This is a genomic window from Arthrobacter sp. R-11 (genome assembly GCF_049913155.1).
GTDB lineage: Bacteria > Actinomycetota > Actinomycetes > Actinomycetales > Micrococcaceae > Arthrobacter.
Genome location: NZ_CP183979.1, coordinates 2124631 through 2144323 on the forward strand (window position 1 = coordinate 2124631; position 19693 = coordinate 2144323).

General features: G+C 65.4%; 11 protein-coding genes. 5 read left to right on the forward strand and 6 right to left on the reverse strand.

Features of this window, described 5'->3' with window-relative positions:
- Positions 1–11 precede the first annotated feature (11 nt).
- Positions 12–2423 carry a phosphoketolase family protein gene (locus ACN9M4_RS09565; RefSeq protein WP_426303282.1) on the reverse strand — a complete coding sequence of 804 codons (2412 nt, stop codon included), beginning with the start codon at positions 2421–2423 and terminating at the stop codon, positions 12–14.
- Positions 2424–2671: 248 nt separating this feature from the next.
- On the opposite strand from ACN9M4_RS09565, the gene mgtA reads away from it, so the two are divergent.
- Positions 2672–5254 (forward strand): magnesium-translocating P-type ATPase, encoded by a 2583-nt coding sequence (gene mgtA / locus ACN9M4_RS09570; RefSeq protein ID WP_426303283.1) that lies wholly within the window; start codon positions 2672–2674, stop codon positions 5252–5254.
- A 30-nt stretch (positions 5255–5284) separates the two neighbouring features.
- Here the strand turns inward: mgtA and ACN9M4_RS09575 are convergent, their stop codons facing one another.
- On the reverse strand, positions 5285–6415 hold the full coding sequence (locus ACN9M4_RS09575; RefSeq protein ID WP_426303284.1) for an acetate/propionate family kinase: 1131 nt from the start codon (positions 6413–6415) through the stop codon (positions 5285–5287).
- A gap of 182 nt (positions 6416–6597) precedes the next feature.
- On the opposite strand from ACN9M4_RS09575, the gene ACN9M4_RS09580 reads away from it, so the two are divergent.
- A complete protein-coding gene (locus tag ACN9M4_RS09580) occupies positions 6598–8754 on the forward strand; it encodes a glycogen debranching N-terminal domain-containing protein (RefSeq protein ID WP_426303285.1) in 2157 nt (718 codons plus the stop codon).
- A gap of 5 nt (positions 8755–8759) precedes the next feature.
- Here the strand turns inward: ACN9M4_RS09580 and ACN9M4_RS09585 are convergent, their stop codons facing one another.
- The 3 genes from ACN9M4_RS09585 to ACN9M4_RS09595 form a co-directional block, all read right to left on the reverse strand.
- Complete coding sequence (locus ACN9M4_RS09585; protein WP_426303286.1) at positions 8760–9158, reverse strand: VOC family protein; 399 nt, start codon at positions 9156–9158, stop codon at positions 8760–8762.
- Between the two features lie 56 nt (positions 9159–9214).
- A complete protein-coding gene (locus ACN9M4_RS09590) occupies positions 9215–10480 on the reverse strand; it encodes an MFS transporter (RefSeq protein ID WP_426303287.1) in 1266 nt (421 codons plus the stop codon).
- Positions 10481–10654: 174 nt separating this feature from the next.
- A complete protein-coding gene (locus ACN9M4_RS09595; protein WP_426303288.1) occupies positions 10655–12106 on the reverse strand; it encodes an FAD-dependent monooxygenase in 1452 nt (483 codons plus the stop codon).
- A 482-nt stretch (positions 12107–12588) separates the two neighbouring features.
- Between ACN9M4_RS09595 and ACN9M4_RS09600 the strand changes: the two genes are divergently transcribed.
- From ACN9M4_RS09600 to ACN9M4_RS09610, 3 genes are all read left to right on the forward strand, one after another.
- Positions 12589–17448: an NAD-glutamate dehydrogenase gene (locus ACN9M4_RS09600; RefSeq protein ID WP_426303289.1), complete on the forward strand. Its 4860-nt coding sequence runs from the start codon at positions 12589–12591 to the stop codon at positions 17446–17448.
- Positions 17445–17804, forward strand: coding sequence for a TraR/DksA family transcriptional regulator (locus ACN9M4_RS09605; RefSeq protein ID WP_426303290.1), 360 nt, complete (start codon positions 17445–17447; stop codon positions 17802–17804). Before ACN9M4_RS09600 ends, ACN9M4_RS09605 begins: the two co-directional genes overlap by 4 nt.
- Positions 17805–17890: 86 nt before the next feature.
- Positions 17891–18520, forward strand: a complete 630-nt coding sequence (locus ACN9M4_RS09610) for a dihydrofolate reductase family protein (RefSeq protein ID WP_426303291.1) — start codon at positions 17891–17893, stop codon at positions 18518–18520.
- A 533-nt stretch (positions 18521–19053) separates the two neighbouring features.
- On the opposite strand, the gene ACN9M4_RS09615 is transcribed toward ACN9M4_RS09610, so the two are convergent.
- A complete protein-coding gene (locus ACN9M4_RS09615) occupies positions 19054–19650 on the reverse strand; it encodes a dihydrofolate reductase family protein (RefSeq protein WP_426303292.1) in 597 nt (198 codons plus the stop codon).
- Positions 19651–19693: the final 43 nt, after the last annotated feature.

The following is a 19693-nucleotide window of genomic DNA, read 5'->3' on the forward strand; positions in this document are numbered from 1 at the left end:
GTCGAGGCAAATCAGCGGGCGCGCTCCGTCCAGACCCAATCGCGGATTTCCGGCAGATCTTCGAAGTGTTCCCGGATGTATGTGGCGTGCCGGTAGAGCTGCTGTTGGCAAAAGTCCGCCAGATCGTCGGCGCCGATGAATTGCCGATGGACGCGGCGTAGTGCTTCCAGGACGAGGTGGTAGCGGCTGGCTTTGTTCAATACCACCATGTCGAAGGGCGTGGTTGTGGTTCCTTGTTCGTTGTAGCCGCGGACGTGGAACCGTTCAGGATGTGGCCTGCCGTGGAGGAGTTGGTGAAGGGCGCGGGCGTAGCCGTGCCAGGCCATGATGACTTCGCCGTCTTCTGTGAAGAGTTCTTCGAATGTCTGTTGGGAAAGGCCATGGGGGTGGGTCTCCCGGGGTTGCAGGACCATGGTGTCCATGATGTTGACGACCCTCACCGTGAGTTCGGGGATGCGTCGTTGGAGGAGCCACGCAGCAGCAAGGGACTCCTGCGTCGGGATGTCGCCGGCGCAGGCCAAGACGATATCTGGCGCTGCTTTCGATTCGGCTGCCCCGCCCTCTTCGTTCCCTGCCCAGGACCAGATTGAGGCCCCGGCGGCGGCGTGCTGGCGAGCTTCCTCGAGGGTCAGGTACTGGGGGTGGGGTTGTTTGTCCACGACGACCAGATTGACGTAGTTCTGGCTCTTGAAGATGTGTTCGGCAGTAGCGAGCAGAGTGTTCGCATCCGGGGGGAGGTAGACGCGGATGACGAATCCGGAGAGGGAGAGGACGGTGTCGATCAGCCCGGGCCCTTGGTGGCTGAATCCGTTGTGGTCGTTGCGCCAGCAGGTTGACGTCAGCAGGATATTCAGGCTTGGTACGGGCGATCGCCAGGTGAGTTCCCGCGCATGTTGCAGCCATTTGGCATGTTGGATGGTCATGGAGGCGCTGACCATGGCGAAGGCTTCATAGCTTGCGAAGAGGCCGTGGCGGCCGCTTAGGAGGTACCCTTCCAGCCAGCCCTGGCATAGGTGCTCTGACAGGACTTCCATCACCCTCCCCCCTGGTGAGACGCCGTCGCCCGGCATCGGATGTTCCCCGGCCGCGGGGTGTTCGAGAAGACACCGGTCGGTTGCCTGGAAGACGGCCCCGAGCCGGTTGCTGGTTGTCTCGTCCGGGCAGAAGAGGCGGAACCGTGGATTGTCGGCGGTGGCACGGTAGATGTCGCGGAGGAATTCACCCAACGGTTTTGTGGTTTCCACGACGGTTGCCCCTCGAGGGCCGGGAGGCACGGCGTACTGTGCGACGTCGGGGAGGTCGAGGGCGGTTATTCCACGGTGCGGTCTGGGGAAGGTGCCCATCCGTAGATCACCTGTGGGAGCAAGGGCCGCCAGTTCGGGCGCCAGCCGGCCCTCAGCGTCGAAGAGGGTCTCTGGATGGTATGAGTGCATCCATGTTTCCAGCTGCACCAGATGTTCGGGGTTGTCCCTGACCCCAGCCAGGGGGACCTGGTGGGAGCGGAATGTTCCTTCGACCTGCACGCCATCGACGGTCTTGGGTCCGGTCCATCCTTTGGGCGTGCGCAGAATGATGGCCGGCCACCGCGCGGGTCCGGTGACACCATGGGCGCGGGCCTGCGACTGGATAGCTCGGATGGCGGCAAACGCCGAGTCCAGCGCCGTTGCCAGGGCGGGGTGGACCAGTGCAGGATCCTCGCCGGCCACGGTGACCGGGTCCCAGCCGTGGGCCCTCAGCAGTCCTTCAACGGCCGCGTTGGAGCGCCGTCCGAGAACTGTCGGCCCCGAGATCTTGTGGCCGTTAAGGTGCAGGATGGGAAGGACGGCGCCATCGCGTTCCGGGTTGAGGAAGGACGGCGCCTTCCATGAGGCTTCCAGCGGCCCGGTCTCGGCCTCACCGTCGCCGACCACGCAGGCAACGATCAGGCCGGGGTTGTCCATTGCTGCTCCGGTGGCGTGCATCAAGGAATATCCCAGTTCGCCTCCTTCGTGAATGGACCCCGGTGTGGCGGGTCCTACGTGGCTTGCGACCCCTCCGGGGGTTGAGAATTGCCGGACAAGGCGCCTAAGTCCGGGCAGGTCCTTCCCGACTTTTGGATAAATCTCGGAGTAGCTGCCTTCAAGATAGGTATTGGCGACGACGGCGGGTCCACCGTGTCCAGGGCCAGCAACGAAGAGCACTTCAGCCGATGTGCGCTTGATCAGCCGGTTGAGGTGGGCGTAGATCAGTGACAATCCTGGGCTGGTTCCCCAGTGCCCGAGAAGCCGCGGTTTGATGTGCTGTGGCTTCAGCGGCTTGGACAACAGTGGGTTTTCTTGGAGGTATATCTGGGCAACGGTGAGGTAGTTTGCCGCAGCCCAGTACCGGTTCAGTGGCCCAAAGTCTTCGTCCGCCGCGGCCGGCTCGTCGGTTACTGTATCCATTCGGATGCCTCGTCTTGGTTGGCGCCAACGCTCGGCGGGAGCATGCCAGGCATTGTGGTCTGAGATTGACAGTGCCAGAGCTTCGAAGGACCAGTTAGGGCCATAGGGCCCTATGCCGACGATCGGGTCCGTCCGAGAATGGCTATTGCTTGGCGTCTGAATCCGCGAGGGGAGGGACCTCAATGCAGCTACTCCGCGCGCAAGCTGCGGTGGACGTTCCACGGATCACGGTGTCATACGCCGCCAGTATGACAGCAGATGCCGCCATGTCGGACCTGGGATCAGGGCTGGCCGGATTGACGACGGCCGAGGCCGGACGACGGCAGGCGATCATCGGACCGAACGCGGTCCGCACCCACCGCGCCAACGCCGGGATGGTTCTCGCCCACCAGTTCAGCAGCCCCATTCTGGTGCTGCTGATCGTCACGGCGGTACTGTCGGCGTTTCTGGGCGACGCCGGCAACACCGTGGTGATAGGGGCGATTCTGCTGGTAAGCGTGTTCTTGGGCTTCGCCAGTGAATTCAGGGCCGAACGCGCCGCCGAGGCCCTGCACTCTCGTGTTTCGCACCAGGTCGTGGCGTATAGGGACGGCGCGAAGTCGCTGATCCCCGTTGTTGATCTGGTGCCCGGCGACATAGTCCTTCTGACGCTGGGTGCGATCATTCCCGCGGACATCAGGCTCATCAGCAGTCAAGACCTGATGTGTGACGAAAGCATCCTCACCGGCGAATCCCTTCCGGTCACCAAAGATGCCGCGGCAATTGCCGATGCCGGGGGCGTTGCGAGAGGGGCAGGCTGCGTGTTCATGGGAACGGTCATTTCCGCCGGCAGCTGCACAGGGCTTGTCATTGCCACCGGAGCCCGGGCTGAGTTCGGGCGGATAGCGACGGAATTGGGGACCCGGCACCCCCCGACGGAATTCCAGAAGGGGTTGGGCCGCTTTTCGTTTCTGCTCATGCAAGTCGCCATCGGATTGACCAGCCTGATCTTTGTCGCCAACCTCCTGTTGGCCAGGCCGTTGATCGATGCGTTGCTCTTTTCCCTCGCGATCGCTGTGGGCATCACTCCTCAGCTGCTGCCCGCCGTCGTCAGTACCTGCCTGGCTGCCGGGACCAGGACACTCGCCCGGCACCGGGTGTTGGTCAAGCGGCTGATCTGTATCGAAGACCTCGGTGACATGGACGTGCTGGTCACCGACAAGACCGGTACCTTGACTGAAGGCCGGATCACCTTCAAACGGGCAATCCCCGTTCAAGGAGGCGCTGGCCAGGACGTCATGGATCTGGGCCTGCTCGCCACCGAAGGCGCGTACGGGGACACTGCAGGGCCAGTAGGGCGCAACTCTTTGGACGCCGCTCTATGGCAATCAAAGGACACCGCTTTTGATGCCTCAAGGTATGAGCGGCTAGACGTCATTCCTTTCGACCATCACCGCAGGATGGTCAGCGTCCTCGTCCGGGATAACGGCGGACCATCGAGCATCATCACCAAGGGCGCACCCGAAGACGTCATCAGGATCTGCGCCGGCGTTCCGGCCGGAGCGGATGCAGTTGTGCAGGCGCAGTTCGATTCCGGGTCCAGGGTGGTCGCCGTGGCCAGCAGGCCTGCGCCGGGCAGCTCCCGCATCACGGTCGACGACGAACGGGACCTGCAGTTGGCGGGCTTCCTCGTGTTCCAGGACAGAACCAAGGAAACCGCGAAGGCTTCGCTGAAGGCGCTCGGCGAACTTGGCATTTCGGTCAAGATCGCCACCGGTGACAACGCCGCCGTCAGCGAAAAGGTGTGCGCTGACCTTGGACTCGTCTCCGGAGGAACTCTCACCGGTGAAACGATCGATGTCCTGTCCGATGTGGAACTCACAGCTGCCGTCCGGGATGCGAGTATCTTTGCCAGAGTCTCCCCGGAGCAAAAGGCCAGGATCGTGCGCTTGCTCCGCGCGGATGGCAGGGCTGTGGGATTTCTTGGCGACGGTGTCAACGACGCTCTGGCCCTGCATCAGGCTGATGTCGGCATTTCCGTGGAGACGGCGACCGACGTTGCCAAAGACGCCGCGGACGTCGTACTAATGGACAAGGACTTGGGAGTCCTGGCGGAGGGCGTGATGGAGGGACGGAGGATCTTCGCGAACACCATCAAGTACGTCCTCATGGGCACTTCCAGCAATTTCGGCAACATGTTCAGCGCGGCTGTGGCATCGGCAGTCCTGGACTTCCTGCCGATGCTGCCCGGCCAGATCCTTCTGAACAACCTGCTGTACGACACCGGCCAACTGGCCATTCCCGGGGACCGTGTCGACTCCGAGCAACTCCACGCACCTGCCCACTGGAATATTGGATTCATCAGGCGGTTCATGCTTGTGTTCGGGTCCGTCAGTTCCCTCTTCGACTTCGCCACGTTCGCAATCATGTTGGGGATCTTCCACGCCGCGCCGGGGGAGTTCCGTGCCGGATGGTTCATGGAATCCATCGCGACCCAAACCCTGATTATCTTCGTCATCCGTACCCGCCGCGTCCCGTTTCTGCGCAGCAGGTCCTCGTTGGGGCTGCTGGCAGCCGCATTCGGGGTGGTTGCCGCCGGCGTGTGGCTGCCCCTCTCGCCGATAGCCGCGGAGCTGGGATTCGATCCGCTGCCGGCGCCGTTCTTCCTGGCGTTGGTCGCCATGCTTGTCGGTTACCTGGCAGTGGTCGAACTGGCGAAGAGCGCCTTCTTCGCCAGGGTGGCACCCACGGTTCCCGTGGCTCGGGGCCGGGGAGCCGGCCATCACGTCCATCGCCGTGCGGCACTTTTCAGTGTGCCCGCCCGAAAACGCCGTCTCCGGCGAACCCCCTGAAGACCGCTCCACGTGTCTTCGACCTTGCTATCAGTCGTCCAGCAAAGCGGCCGCAGCCTCCGCGATGGCCCGTTCCTCGTCACAGGGGACGACCAGAACCGGAAATGTTGATTCTGTGCTGCTGATGACCCGGATGCCCTGGTGCGGGGCACAGTTCTTGCCCTCGTCGATGCCAAGTCCAAGCGGGGCCAGCCAAGAGAGGACGCGGGACCTGAACGGCCCGGAATGCTCACCGATGGCGCCGGTGAACACCAACGCGTGGGCCCCGCCAACCACCATGTTGTAGCCGGCAATGTATTTGGCCAGGCGGTATGCGGCCATGTCCAGCGCCAGATCAGCCGCGGGATCTCCGTGCTGGGCCGCGTCCTGCACGGTGCGCATATCTGCTGACCCGCTGAGCCCCAGCAGCCCGGAGCGTTGGTTGAGCAGCTCATCGACCTCGTCTGGCCCAAGTCCCCTGCGCTGCAGGAGCGTGACGATGGACGGGTCCAGGTCCCCGGAACGGGTTCCCATGACAAGTCCTTCCACGGGGGTCATGCCCATGGACGTGTCGACGCTGCGTCCATCCCTGACCGCGGTGACGGAAGCTCCGCTGCCCAGATGCGCCACTATTGCGTTCAATGACCACGCTGGAAGACGGAGGAAGCTGGCGGTGTCCCGGGAAGCCCTCTCGACGGAGATGCCGTGGAATCCGTAGCGGCGGATCGGGTGCTCCGCCAAGAGATCCTTCGGAAGGGCGTAACGAAAGGCATGCTCGGGCAACGTGCGGTGGAACGCCGTATCAAATACTGCGACCTGCGGTGTTCCGGGCCAGCGGGAGGCCGCGGCACGCATGCAAGCCGCGCTGGCAGCGTTATGCAAGGGTGCCAGCGGGGCAAGGTCCTCGATGGCCGCCATCACGTCACCTGTGACGAGAACAGGGCCAGTGAAGCGTTCGCCGCCATGCACGACCCGGTGACCGATGGCATCAAGTGGCCTTTCATCCACGATGTTGTGGACCTCGGAGTAGATTTCGTTGAACGCGGCAGCAATGGCAACGCGGGCGGGTGGGCCTTCCACAGCGCAGTCCAACAGGATGTCAGGATCGTTTGCCGGGGAAGGGTCTTTCCGCAGCTGGTACTTCAGTGATGAGGACCCAGGATTCAGCACAAGAACCAACATGCAGGTCTCCTTTCCCATGACGTCGACCCGCTCGATACCTGCCCTGTGAGGACCATAACGCAGGGGAGTCCAGCGGGGGAGGGTCTTCCGACCCGGAGCCGGGCTTTGTGCCTATTGCCGGGGACGCTACAGGCGTAGCGTCTATCCAAACAGAGCGTTCGCGCGCCGTGAAGGAGGCGGAGATGGCAGGATGGAATGCCGACACGGCCGCAGGCCCAGTGGGGCCCGGGACCGTGACCTTGGTGGAGGGCTCGTCCTTCTGCATTTCCCTGGCGAATGGCGACATCCATCCGGAACATCCGCATGGTGTTTTCCATGACGACACCCGCATCCTGTCGCGCTGGAACCTGTTGATCAATGGCCAGTCCCTGGAATCCCTGACCGCATCGACGACCGAGCCTTACCGGGCCTTGTTCATCGGCCGGGTGCCCCGTTCCGACGGATATGCGGACAGCCCCTTGATCGTGGAGCGTGTCCGGGAGGTCGGTGCCGGGATCCTGGAAGAAGTCACGATCAGGAACTACTCCCCGGACGAAGCCGAATGCGAGATCACCCTTGACGTCGAATCGGACTTCGCGGACCTCTTCGAGGTAAAGGAAGCCCGCGTCCAAAGGCAGTGGGAAGAATCCCGGGTGCCCGACGGTGACTCCCTGACCATCAGGGCCGCTTGGCAGGACATCCACAAGGGCGTCGTCGTCAGGGCCAGCGGCGCCGACATCGCTGCGGGGGCCCTGCGTTACCGCGTGATCGTTCCTCCGCACGGACGCTGGAGCACCCGGCTGAGTGTGGTGCCGGCCTCCGACGGCGTCGCGCCGGCGGCGTCGTTCGTCCGTCAGGGCGGCGGTGAAACATCCCCCAGCGACCGCCGTCGCCGGGAATGGGTGGCCAAGATTCCAAAGCTCCATATGGGCAACCGCTCCATCGAACGGACGCTGCGGCGCAGCTACGACGATCTGGGGGCGTTGCGCATTGAGGATCCCGCCCATCCCGAGAGGATCGTCGTGGCCGCGGGCGCTCCATGGTTCATGACGCTCTTCGGCCGGGACTCGCTCTGGGCCTCGGAAATGGCGCTGCCGGTGGACCCGTCCCTGGCACTGGGCACTCTGAAGACGCTCGCGGACCGCCAAGGCAAGGTTGTGGATCCCATGAGCGAGGAAGAACCGGGGAAGATCCTGCACGAGGTCAGGCTCGGCGTCTCCAGCGGGCTTTCGCTCGGAGGCAAGTCGGTCTACTACGGCAGCGTCGACGCAACCCCGCAGTTCGTCATGGCAATCGCATCGGTGAGCCGCTGGGGTTTTGCGAAGGACACCATCGCCGCGCTGCTGCCGCACGCCGACCGCGCCCTGGATTGGATCCGGAACTACGGAGACAAGGACGGCGACGGCTTCGTCGAGTATGAGCGGCTCAATGAACAGGGCCTCATCAACCAAGGCTGGAAGGACTCCTGGGACGGGATCAACTTCGCTGACGGCCGCCTGGCAGAGCCGCCGATCGCGCTTTGCGAAGTCCAGGCGTTGGTGTACTCCGCGTACTTGTCCAGGGCATGGATGGCCTACGACGCCGGCGACGTACCGTTGGCAGCCAAACTCACCGCCGAAGCGGCCGAGTTGAAGAAGCGGTTCAATGAGCAGTTCTGGATGCCCGAGCGCGGCTACTACGCCATCGCCCTGGACGGCAAGAAACGGCAAGTGGACGCGTGCGCGTCCAACATGGGGCAATGCCTATGGCATGGCATCGTCGACGAGGACAAGGTGCCGCAGATGGCCGAACGGCTCATGTCTCCGGAGATGTTCAGCGGCTGGGGTGTGCGCACCCTCGCCAGCGACATGGGGGCGTACAACCCCGCCAGCTACCACAACGGGTCTGTCTGGCCGCACGACAACGCGATCATTGCAGCAGGCTTGATGCGCTACGGGTTTGTCGACGAGGCGCAACGAATCGCGACAGCCCTCTTCGAGGCAGCCGAGTACACCGACGGCCGGCTTCCGGAACTCTTCTGCGGTTTCGACCGCGGGCAGGTAGCCGAGCCCGTGCCGTATCCGACGGCGTGCTCCCCGCAGGCCTGGGCGGCCACGAGCCCGATCATGCTGATCACCAGCCTGATGAGGTACGACGCCCACATCTCCCGCGGCGGCTTCTGGATGGATCCGGCGCTGCCGGCCTCGTACGGCGACCTGCACATCACCAACGCGCCCATCGCGGGCGGCCGGATCACCATAGACATCACGGATTCCGAACCTGCTGTGCGGGGGCTGCCCGAAGGAATTGCATTCCATCGTGAACACCGGCCATGGCTGACGGAAATGATGGAACAAGTCGGGTTGGGGGACCAGGAGTAATCCGCTCAGGGGGCGGCCGGCGTGGGTGCGCCCGGTTGGAACAATTCGATGAGGTTGCCGGCGGGGTCCATGAGCAGGATCTGGCGTCCACCCGGCCCGGTCACCACGTCGCTGCGGAACGACAACCCCGCCCTGCGGAGACGGCCGATCTCGGCGTCCAAGTCGTCGACGATCAGGTGGATGCGGTTGCGGCCAGCCGCGGCGGCATCGCTTGGAGTGGCGCGGGCGCCGGAGCTGCTTGGACCGGACACCAGCAGCCGCAACGGACCACGCACCACATCGGCGAAGGCGGGAACGGCGTTGGTGTTGAGGGCAAAGCCGAGGTGCGTGGTGTAGAAGTCGACGGCGGCCTGGACGTCGTCAACGACGTAACGGACGCTGGCATACTTCTCAGGTTCTGTCATGGCCGGATCTCCTTAAGGGGCGATCGAATCGGGTCCTCGAAGCCTACGCCAGCTCTCTAGTGCGAGAACCCGGCCGCGGCCTCAGTGAGGCTCTTGCCTTTCGTTTCGGGCGCCAGCCATTGCGAGAGCGCGGCGCCGACGAGGGCGACGCCGGCCGCGATCAGCATCGACGCGGCCGGACCGAGATTGACCATCGCCCATGGCAGCAGGAAGGTCCCGAGCCCGGCACCGATGCGGCTGACCGCGGCCGCGAAGCCGGTCCCGACGCCGCGGACTTCCGTGGGGAAGACCTCGCCGGGGTAGACGCCGGTGAGGGTGCCGACCATCGCGTTGAAGAAGGAGAACGCGAGGAACAGGGCCAGCACGGCGGCGGGCGGCGCACCTGCCCACAGGCCGATGACCGCGAGGAGGATTGTGCAAATCCACTGCGGTGGGACTGTCAGCACCCGCCGGCCGACCTTGTCGATCAACAGGACGGTGAGCACGACTGCCGTCAGGGCGACGGCCGAGAGGCCCACGCCGCCGGCGAGTCCGCCGCCGAGGCCGTACTGCCCGAGCACGCTGTCCGCGAAGGTGGCGATTGCGAAGTAGGGTGCGATAGCGCAGAACCAGAACATCGAGACGAAGAGCGTCGCCCGCCAGTAGCGTCGGGAGAACAGCATTCCGAAGGTTCCCTTTTCGGTGTCTTCATGCTCGACGTCGGACATTTCCGCGGCGTGCTCCATGTACCGGTGGGCGATTCCCATGGCTTCGTCCCGGCGGCCCTGGTTCCACAACCACCGGGGCGATTCGGGAAGCCCTAAACGGGCCAGGAACAGGACCACCGCGAGCAGCGTGCTCGTGCCCAGGATGATGCGCCAGCCGAGGTTCGTCGAGTGGATCAACCAGTAGCCCAGCGCGAAAGCAACCATGAAGCCGGTGTACCAAGCGATCAGCGTCACGCCCAGCAGGCGGCCGCGCAGATGGGCCGGGGCGAATTCTGACATGAGCGGCCAGCCCACCGAGTACTCCATGCCGATGGCCACACCCATCATCAGCCGCACCACGAAGAGCAGTGCCGGCGAGTCGACGAAGAACTGCATGCCCGACGCAATCACGAACAGGCCCATGTCCACCATGAACAGCGGCTTGCGGCCGAATTTGTCAGCAGCCCAACCCCCGAGCGGGGAGCCGAAGAAAATGCCGAACAGCGGGCCGGCCGCGATCAGGCCCTCCCAAACGGTCGACAGGCCCAGTTCGGTCACCAGATTGCCGGTCACCGGACCAACGATCCCAAGGATGTACCCGTCAAGGAACATGCCGCCTGAGAGGACAAAGATCATCCTCCCCATAAAGCGCCGCTTGAACCTCTTCGTCTGTATGGAATCCGCGGTGATGCGCTCTCCTTGTGCCATGGACGCGCCCCTTCCCTTCTCCATGATGGCCCCTCACCGGAGACAGAGGAAGGTTCCGGCGGCGACCCGCCGCACCGGTCTACCCGACCCGCCGCAACCGGGCTACCCGCCCGCTGCACCGCACCAGGTAGCCAGCGCTTCGCTGAGCCCCTCGGCCGTGTCTTCACCGACCCAGGCGACGTAGCCGTCGGGGCGCACGAGGACGGCCGTGGGTGCGGCCACTTCGCCCAGCACCGGCAGCTCCCACGCGCCGTCATAGCTCGTCGCCAGGTGCCGGACCCGCCCCGCCCAGGCACCGGCGTCCAGGGGGGGCCCGCCGAGTTCCAGCAGTACCGGCCGGGCCGGGTGCAAGAGCTCGAACACCCTCGCAGTGCCATCGGGGGTGGCGATGTCGAGGTCCGGCATCCGTCGCCCCAGAAGGGGATGCCCTCCACCAGGACCGTAGGCAACGTCGAGCCCGGTGATCAGGGCCGCAACCGGCGTGCCCCCGTCGCCGAAGCCAAGCACCTCGTCGAGCAAGTCGCGCAGCGCCTCCTGCCTCGGGTCGGCTTTCTGGAACAGGGACTGCGCCATGGTGTACTTCAACGCCCGTGCCCCGGCCGGGTGCCGCTCCGCGTGGTAGCTGTCGAGCAGTTCCTCACCGGACACGCCCCGCACCACCTGCCCCAGCTTCCAGCCGAGGTTGACGGCGTCCTGCAGCCCCAGGCCGATGCCGAGCCCGCCCGTGGGGGAGTGCACGTGCGCCGCGTCCCCGGCCAGCAACACTCTGCCCTTCCGATAGGACGCCGCCTGCCGCGTGGCATCCGTGAACCGCGACAACCACGCAGGGCTGTGCACACCGAAGTCCGTGCCGAACACCTCGATCAGGCCCCGCCGCAGTTCATCCAGGGTGGGCTCGGTGTTCGGGCCCAGTTCGGCCTCGGTCACCACCACCCGCACCATGCCGTCACCCATCGCGTGCAGCCCGTGGACCCCGCGCTCGTCAATCTTCCCGGGCTGCGTCAGTTCCTCGGTCACCTTCACCTCGGCGATCAGGCTGCTGCGTGTTGCGTCCGGGCCCTCGAATCCGATGCCGGCTGCCCGCCGCACCACGCTCCGTCCGCCGTCGGCGCCCACTATGTACCTGGCCCGCAGCGATCCGCCGGAGCCGAGCTGAACGTCGACGCCGTCGTCGTCGGCCGCCACGCCGGTGACCTCCATGCCCCGCCGGATCGGAACACCCAGTTCCTCGACCCAGCCGAGCAGCAGGCGCTCGATATCGTTCTGGAACAGCGCGAGCGTATACGGATGGCGTGTGGGCAGGTTGCCCAGCTTGAGGGCAGTGCCGCCGAACGTTGCGGCGGCTATCGTCTTGCCCTCGCCGAGGAACCGCCCGGCGATTCCCCGCTGGTCGAGCAGTTCAATCGCCCGGGCGTGGATACCGCCACCGCGCCTACCGGCCAATTCCGGCGATCTGCGCCGTTCGAGAACCACCGCGTCCACCCCCGCCAGGCGCAGTTCACCGGCCAGCATCATCCCCGTCGGTCCGCTCCCGACGATCACCACATCGTGCATCTGGACCTCGTTCCCATAGGCACCGGATGGCCAGTATGGAACAGGCAGGGGGTCTTCCCACAAGCCCCCCGCCGCGCGATATCTTGAAGATGAGGGACTTTGCGCCGCGCCTGCCAGTGCGGCGGCGTCATCTGGACTGCTGCATTCTGGGCGGGTTACCAGGCAGGCCGCAGCCAGGGGGAGTGGCTGGCAGAACACGTGATTCTCGCGACGGCGGTGGGCGCCGGTGCGGGCGCCGCGGCCGCGGCGATGTGGCTGTGGCCGGCTGTGTTCGAGACAGCGAGAAAAGCCGCTCCCCGGTCCACGGGGAAGGACCCCGCCGGCGCCGCTGCGGTTTAGGGAACGGGCCGGGGCCCATCCTGTGGAGGACCGCGCCGCGATGTGGTTTTAATCCGGGCCGCAAGCCATCATGGAGAGAAGCGGGAGGGGCGTGGCGGCGGCCGCATCCGGCGGTGTATTTCCCGCAGGGGAGGTGCAGTGCCATGTCTGATAATCCCTTGCCCGAGGAGCACGGTACGTCCGCATTTCCCCGGGTGACCGAGCCCTTCCTTGCGGGTTATTTCGCGCAGCTGTCGCCCGACGAACTGCAGGGCTATGGTGCCGAAACGCCCAACGCGTGGGCCGGGCATCACCTGAAGCTGGCAGCGATACGGGAACCTGGCCAGGCCGTCGTCGGGATCCTGAACGAACTGGACGCAAGCATCGTGGCGATCGTTGCCGATGACCTCCCGTACCTGGTGCAGTCCGTCACGGCCGAGCTGACGCGTGACGACGTTTCGCTCCGCCTGCTGGTGCACCCCCGCTTCCAGGTGCTCCGGGACCCGGTTTCCCACGAGCTGTTGGAGGCCTGGACCGCTTCTTCCCCGGAAGGCGTCCTGGCCGGGCGCGGCCGGGAAGACGGCGCCGCGGAGGTCTGGATCGCCGCCGAAATCGGCGTCCTGACGGATAGCGCGGTGGCCAGGGAACTGATCCAGAGACTGTACCGTGTGCTGGACGACGTGCGGCTTGTGGCCGGAGACACCGGGGCCATCCACGATAAGCTGAGCGCCGCCGTGGCTGCCGCGGTGGGGTTTTCCGACGCCGCCGAGCCCTCGCCGGACCAAGGCCGCGAGTTGCTCCGCTGGCTCGATGACGGCAACTTCGTGTTCCTCGGATATGACGAACTTGAAACTACGACGGCGGGCGGCCGCGAACGCCTTTCGCCTCGCCCGGGTTCCGGGCTGGGGCTGCTGAGGGGAGCCCGCGGCGGTCTCGACAAGGGGGTGCCGGAGACCGCCGGGGCGGCCGCGGTCCCGGCTGAACCGGAGGAGTCGTTGAGGATGACGAGCTCGGAGTTGAGGTCTACCGTCCTGCGCCAGTCGTACCTCGACGAGCTGCGCCTGACCGTGCACGACGAGGGCGGCGCGGCGAGCGGGAAACGGCGGTTCGTCGGGATGTTCTCCACTGGCGCCGCGCATCAGTCGGTATTGCGGATACCGGTCATCCGCGACAAGATCCTTGCCGTCTGCGAGAGCTTGGGAACGGCCCCGCGATCGCACCCGGCCGAGGACACCCTCGCCATCTTGGAGAGTTTCCCCCGCGACGAACTGTTCCGCATCGGGGTGGATGACCTCACGCGGCTCGCAGGCGACATCCTCCGCGCCGAAGTGCGGCAGAAGCCGCGTGTCTTCCTCCGGCCTGACCGTTCCGGCTGTTTTATGTCTGCGACAGTCATCTTCCCGCGCCGCCGTTACAGCACCGCCGTCCGCCTGCTCATGGAACGGGAGCTCCAGCACGTCTTCAAAGCGGACACGATTGAGTTCGAAGTCCGCCTGACGGGCTCGCCGATGGCCTTCGTCTTTTTCCGCCTGCACCTCGCCGGTGACGGGGCGGAAGTCCAGGCAGCCGCCGTCGTCGACCAGTCCCTTGCAATCGAGCGGCGGCTGATATCAGCCGTGCGGCCTTGGCCGGACGGACTCGAGGAAGCGATCCGCGAACGCTTTCCGGCGGCGGAGGCGGCCCGCTTGTCGGAGTTGTGGCTGGATGCATTCCCCGTAAACTACCGCGCGGACCATGAGCCGGAATCCGCCGTCGCGGACATCGTCAACTTCGAGACATTCGACCTGGACGGCTCAGGCGGGCGTCCCGTTATGGATCCCCTGCTCACGGTCTATTCCAGGACCGGAACCCCGGTTGCCGACGCCAAGGGAGGCGTGGAAGGAACGCGGATCCACCTCTACCTCACCAAGCCCAGGAGCCTCACGCAGATCCTGCCCTTCCTGCACAACCTTGGCCTGGAGGTCCTGGACCAGAGACCGTACGTGCTACGCCGCGCAGGCGGGCTGGAGCTGTTCCTGTACGAGCTCGGCGTGAAATATCCCGCCGGCGTGGACCCGGGGGCCACGAGCGATCTGGTCGCCGATGCCTTCGCCGCCTCCATGCGGGGCGACATGGAATCCGACCGGCTCGACGGCCTGGTGATCCGCGAGCGCGTGGGCTGGCGCCAGGCAGCGGTGCTCCGGAGCTACGCGAAGTACCTGCAACAACTGGGAACCACCAACTCGTACGACTTCGTCGCGGACACCTTGGTGGCCAACCCCCGCGCAACCCACGCCCTCCTGGACCTGTTCAGAGCCAAGTTCGATCCCGGCCTGGAGGGGCACTTGCGGGCGGAAACCATGGGAAGGGCGCGGCTGGAACTGCTGGCAGCCATTGACGAAATCCCGGTCCTGGACGCGGACCGGCTGCTTCGCACCTTCATGGACCTCGTGGATGCGACATTGCGGACAAACTATTTCCTCGGCAAGGGGCACCTGAGCTTTAAGTTCAACCCGGCCTCGGTCACGGTCGCTCCGTTTCCCCGGCCTGAGTACGAGATCTGGGTGTATTCGCCACGGGTTGAAGGGGTCCACCTCCGCTTCGGCGCCCTGGCCAGGGGCGGGCTGCGCTGGTCGGACCGCCGCGAGGATTTCCGGACTGAGGTCCTGGGCCTGGTGAAGGCCCAGAACGTCAAGAATTCGGTGATCGTTCCGACGGGAGCCAAGGGCGGGTTCTACCCGAAGCTCCTGCCTGACCCGGCCCAAGACAGGGAAGCCTGGCTCGCCGAGGGACTCGAGTGCTACCGGATCTTCGTCAGCGGGCTGCTGGACCTGACGGACAACCTGGTGGTCACGGCCGCCGGTGAGGCCGTGGTGCCGCCGGAACGCGTGGAACGTCACGACGGCGACGACTATTACCTCGTGGTCGCTGCCGACAAAGGGACCGCTACCTTCTCCGATACGGCCAACGCCCTGGCGGCGGACTATGGCTTCTGGCTGAACGACGCTTTCGCTTCGGGGGGATCGGTCGGGTACGACCACAAGGAAATGGGAATCACCGCCCGGGGAGCCTGGGAATCCGTGAAGCACCATTTCAGCGAAGTTGGCATCGACCCGCAGGCTGATGACTTCACCGCCGTCGGCATCGGAGACATGAGCGGCGACGTTTTCGGCAACGGCATGCTGCTCTCACCGCACATCCGCCTGGTGGCGGCGTTCGACCACCGGCACATTTTCCTCGACCCCACCCCCGATGCAGGGGCGTCCTTCGAAGAACGCAAACGGCTCTTCGGACTGCCCCGTTCCTCCTGGGCCGACTACGACCCCGGCCTGATCAGTGCTGGCGGCGGCGTGTACTCCCGCCAGGCGAAGACAATCGAAACCACCGAAGAGGTCCGGGCCGCCCTGGCCTTGGACCCCGGCGTCGAATCGCTCACGCCCCAGGCGCTCCTGCAGGCGATCCTCAGGGCGCCCGTCGATCTCCTCTACAACGGAGGCATCGGGACCTATGTCAAGGCCTCGGCCGAGAGCCACACCGACGTGGGGGACAAGGCGAACGACTCCATCAGGATCAATGGCAACGAGGTGCGGGCACGGGTCCTCGCCGAGGGCGGAAACCTGGGGGTCACCCAGCGCGGACGGGTGGAAGCGGCCCTGGCCGGCGTCCTGCTCAACACCGACGCAATAGACAATTCCGCGGGGGTCGACTGCTCGGACCACGAGGTCAACATCAAGATCTTCGTCGATCGCGAGATCGCGGCCGGGAGGATGCGTGCAGCCGAGCGGGCCAGCTTCCTGCAGTCCATGACCGACGAGGTGGCCGGGCTGGTCCTGGCCAACAACGCGCACCAGAACGTCCTCCTCTTCAACGAACGGCATCTGGCACTCGAATCGGCCCCGGGATTTGAGCGGATCATGGAGTGGCTGGAAGGCACCGCGGGCCTGGACCGGCGCCTGGAAAGCCTGCCGGATGCCGAACAGCTCAGGGACCGGCTTGCTTCGGGTGCCGGCCTCACGGCACCTGAACTGTCGGTCCTGGCGGCCTACGCGAAGATCGAACTGGCCAGGGAACTGGTCGCCGGCGACCTCGCCGATGATCCCTGGTTCACCCGGGTGCTCCGGGACTATTTTCCCGGGCAATTGTCCGGGCGGTTCGAAGCCGAACTCGATGCCCACCCGCTGCGCCGGCAGATCATCTGCACCGTTGTTGCCAACGACATGATCAACCTTGGCGGGATCACGTTCGCGTTCCGCGCCATGGAGGAAACCACGGCCACTGCAGCGGCAGTGGCGAGGGCTTTTGTGGTTGTCCGGGAGGCCTACGATCTCCCATGGTTCGTGGATACTGTGGCCGCCCTGCCTCCCGGGATTCCCAGCGAACACGCGGTCGAAGTGGCCCGGCCGATGCGCAGGCTCCTGGACAGGGCCACCCGCTGGTACGTGACACACGACCACCGGGACCAGCCGATTGGCGAGGCGATGGGAAGGATCATGCCGGCCCTGGAGCTGCTGCGGACCAGGACCATGGAGTTCCTGCAGGGTTCGGACCTGGACCGCGCCGAGGCCCGCCTGGCCCACTGGAACGACGTCGGAATGCCCCTGGAGCTCGGACGGCGCGCCGCCGATCTGCTGGAGAGTTTTTCGTTGCTGGACATCTCGCTCGTGTCCGAGCAGGTCGATGAACCGCTCACCGCCATCGCGGACATGTACCACACGGTGATCCACGAGTTCGGCGTGGGCACGCTGCTCCTGCGCATCACGGACCTGCCCAGGGACACCCGATGGCAGGCCCTGGCCCGTGCCTCGCTCCGTGACGACGCGTACTCGGCGGTCGTCGAGATAACCACCTCCGTCTTGCGGACAACCGGGAAGGGCGACGCCGCAGGGGCATCGGCGATGGAACGCATCGGGCAGTGGGAGCGCGGACGGGAGGAGCACCTCCGTCGGATCAAGAACACCTTCGAAGAGGTCCTGAACCCGGAACAGGGCGATATCGCGTCGATCGCGGTGGCCTTGAAGCTCCTGCGGACGCTGGCGCAACGGTGAGCAGCGTGCCGCCCGAGCGGTTCCGGATCTTCCTTGAGGAGGAGCGCGACCGCAAGCGTGCCCTGCTTGAGGCTCTCCGCCGGGACATCGCCTCCGTCAGCGCCGCGCGGCAGGACTCCAACGTCGACGATGAGCATGATCCGGAAGGCAGCACCATCGCATTCGAGCTTTCCCAGGCCTCTGCGCTGCTCGAAGGAAGCCGGTCCGGACTTGAACAGATCGAAGCCGCCCTTGACCGGATCTCGGATGGAAGGTACGGCATCTGCGAAGTCTGCGGGGCCACCATTGCCGAAGGCCGGCTTGAAGCGCGACCCTGGACGCCGTACTGCATCGAGCACGCCTCTGCGGGCAGATAGCGCCGGCGGCTGCTTCCCCTTGTACCCCGCATCGACCGGGGCTAGCATGGCCCCGCATTGGCGCCGACCACTACGAGGAGACTGTCATGGACGAGACGACCGCCGATCCAACGAGCCTGATGGTGGACCTGATCATTTCATTGGACGGTTACGCCTCGGCCGAAGGCTGGCCGGGGTGGTGGGGGCTGGAAGGGCCGGAATACCTCGCCTGGCTCGGGGAGGAAGCCGAAAAGGGCTACACCTTCCTGTTCGGGGCCAATACCTACCGGCTGATGTCCGGCATGTCCGAGGAAGCCGCGGGCGAGGGCTCCGGATTCTCCGAGGACGAGGGCGCCGCACTGACAGGCCTTGCCGCGGTACCGAAGGTTGTCTTCTCCTCGACCCTCGAGGCACCCCTGAGCTGGCCGAATTCGCAGCTGGTCACGGGCGACGCCGTCGAGGCCGTGCGGAAGATGAAACAGGACGGGAGCGGCCCGTTGAGCACCCTCGGGAGCCTCAGCCTCTGCCGCTCCCTGCTGGTCGCCGGCCTGGTGGACAGGTTCAGGCTGGTGGTTTTCCCTGTAATCACGGGGCGAACCGGCAGCGAACGGATCTACGATGGCTATCCCGATGTTGCCCTTGAGATGGTGCAGAGCAGGACTTTCGACGGCCGGCTCCAATTGCTTGAGTACGTTCCTACCGTCCTCGACGCACCTCCCGGCGGCGGCCCGGCCTAAGCCGCTCCGCCTTGGCGGAGCACCCGCGACGAGCGCCCTCGTCAACTTTGTGGGGTGGTGACGTGGAGCATTTCCTTGGGGGATAAATGGACAAGAGATCCAGGCTCGTACTTGTCGCATTGCTTCTATCCGTGGGGTGGTACTTCCTTGTGGGCTTGGCCGACCGACAGCTGGCGGTCCACCAGTACACGTCGATTGCCTCCGTTTGCCTGCATGACTATCCGCCCTCGGGGTCCGTCTCATCTCCTGAAGGGGGGCCCAAGGCTCCCGAGGGAACGTACGAATTCCTGCCACTAGGAATTCGTTGCCACTTCACAATGGTCGGTGGAGCCGTTATCAGTACATTCAATCCCCGAGTCGCAGGGATTGCGTTGGCACTGCTGCCACTGGCGACCAGTATTGCTTGGGGCGCTTGGATTTGGACACGACAAGGATTGCAACGGGGCGATCATGCATATGGAGACTCCCACCCTTGAACCGATGAGCGCTGACGGCCCTGGACGGCTGGCTGCACTACTACGACTACCACCGCCTTAGCGGAGCACCCGGTATCTGACATGGGTCACCAGGCCCGTGCCACGCACCTCGGTGGGTTCCAGCGTCAGGGGCCCTACGCCGTCGAGAAGCCGAGTGCCCCCACCGAGGATGAGCGGCGAAATATGGAGCCGGAGCTCGTCGATCAGCCCGGCCGACAGGAACTGCCGAGCCGTGTCGGCACCTCCCGCGACGGCGACGTCCCCGCCGCCGGCAGCCTCCCTTGCCTGGGCCAGGGCGGACTCGATCCCGTCGGCGATGAAATGGAAGGTCGTTCCGCCGTCCATCTCAAGGGGCGGGCGGGCGTGGTGCGTGAGGACGAAGACCGGGGCGTGGTAGGGCGGCTCCTCGCCCCACCAGCCCCGCCAATCCGGCGCCCACGGACCGGCGCCGGGGCCGGCGAACATGTTGCGGCCCAAGATGTAGGCGCCTGCGGAAAGAATGCCCTGGATCGCTTCGGCATTGGCTTCGGGCTCCTCGAACATCCAGCGATGCAGTTCCTCACCGCCCTCCCCCAGGGGCTCGGAAGGACTCTGGTTCGGGCCCGCAAGGTAGCCGTCGAGGGAAACGGTGAGATCGCACGTGACCTTGTTCATGAATTCCTCCACAGCGGTGGGTCCGTCGAATGCACGCCAGCGC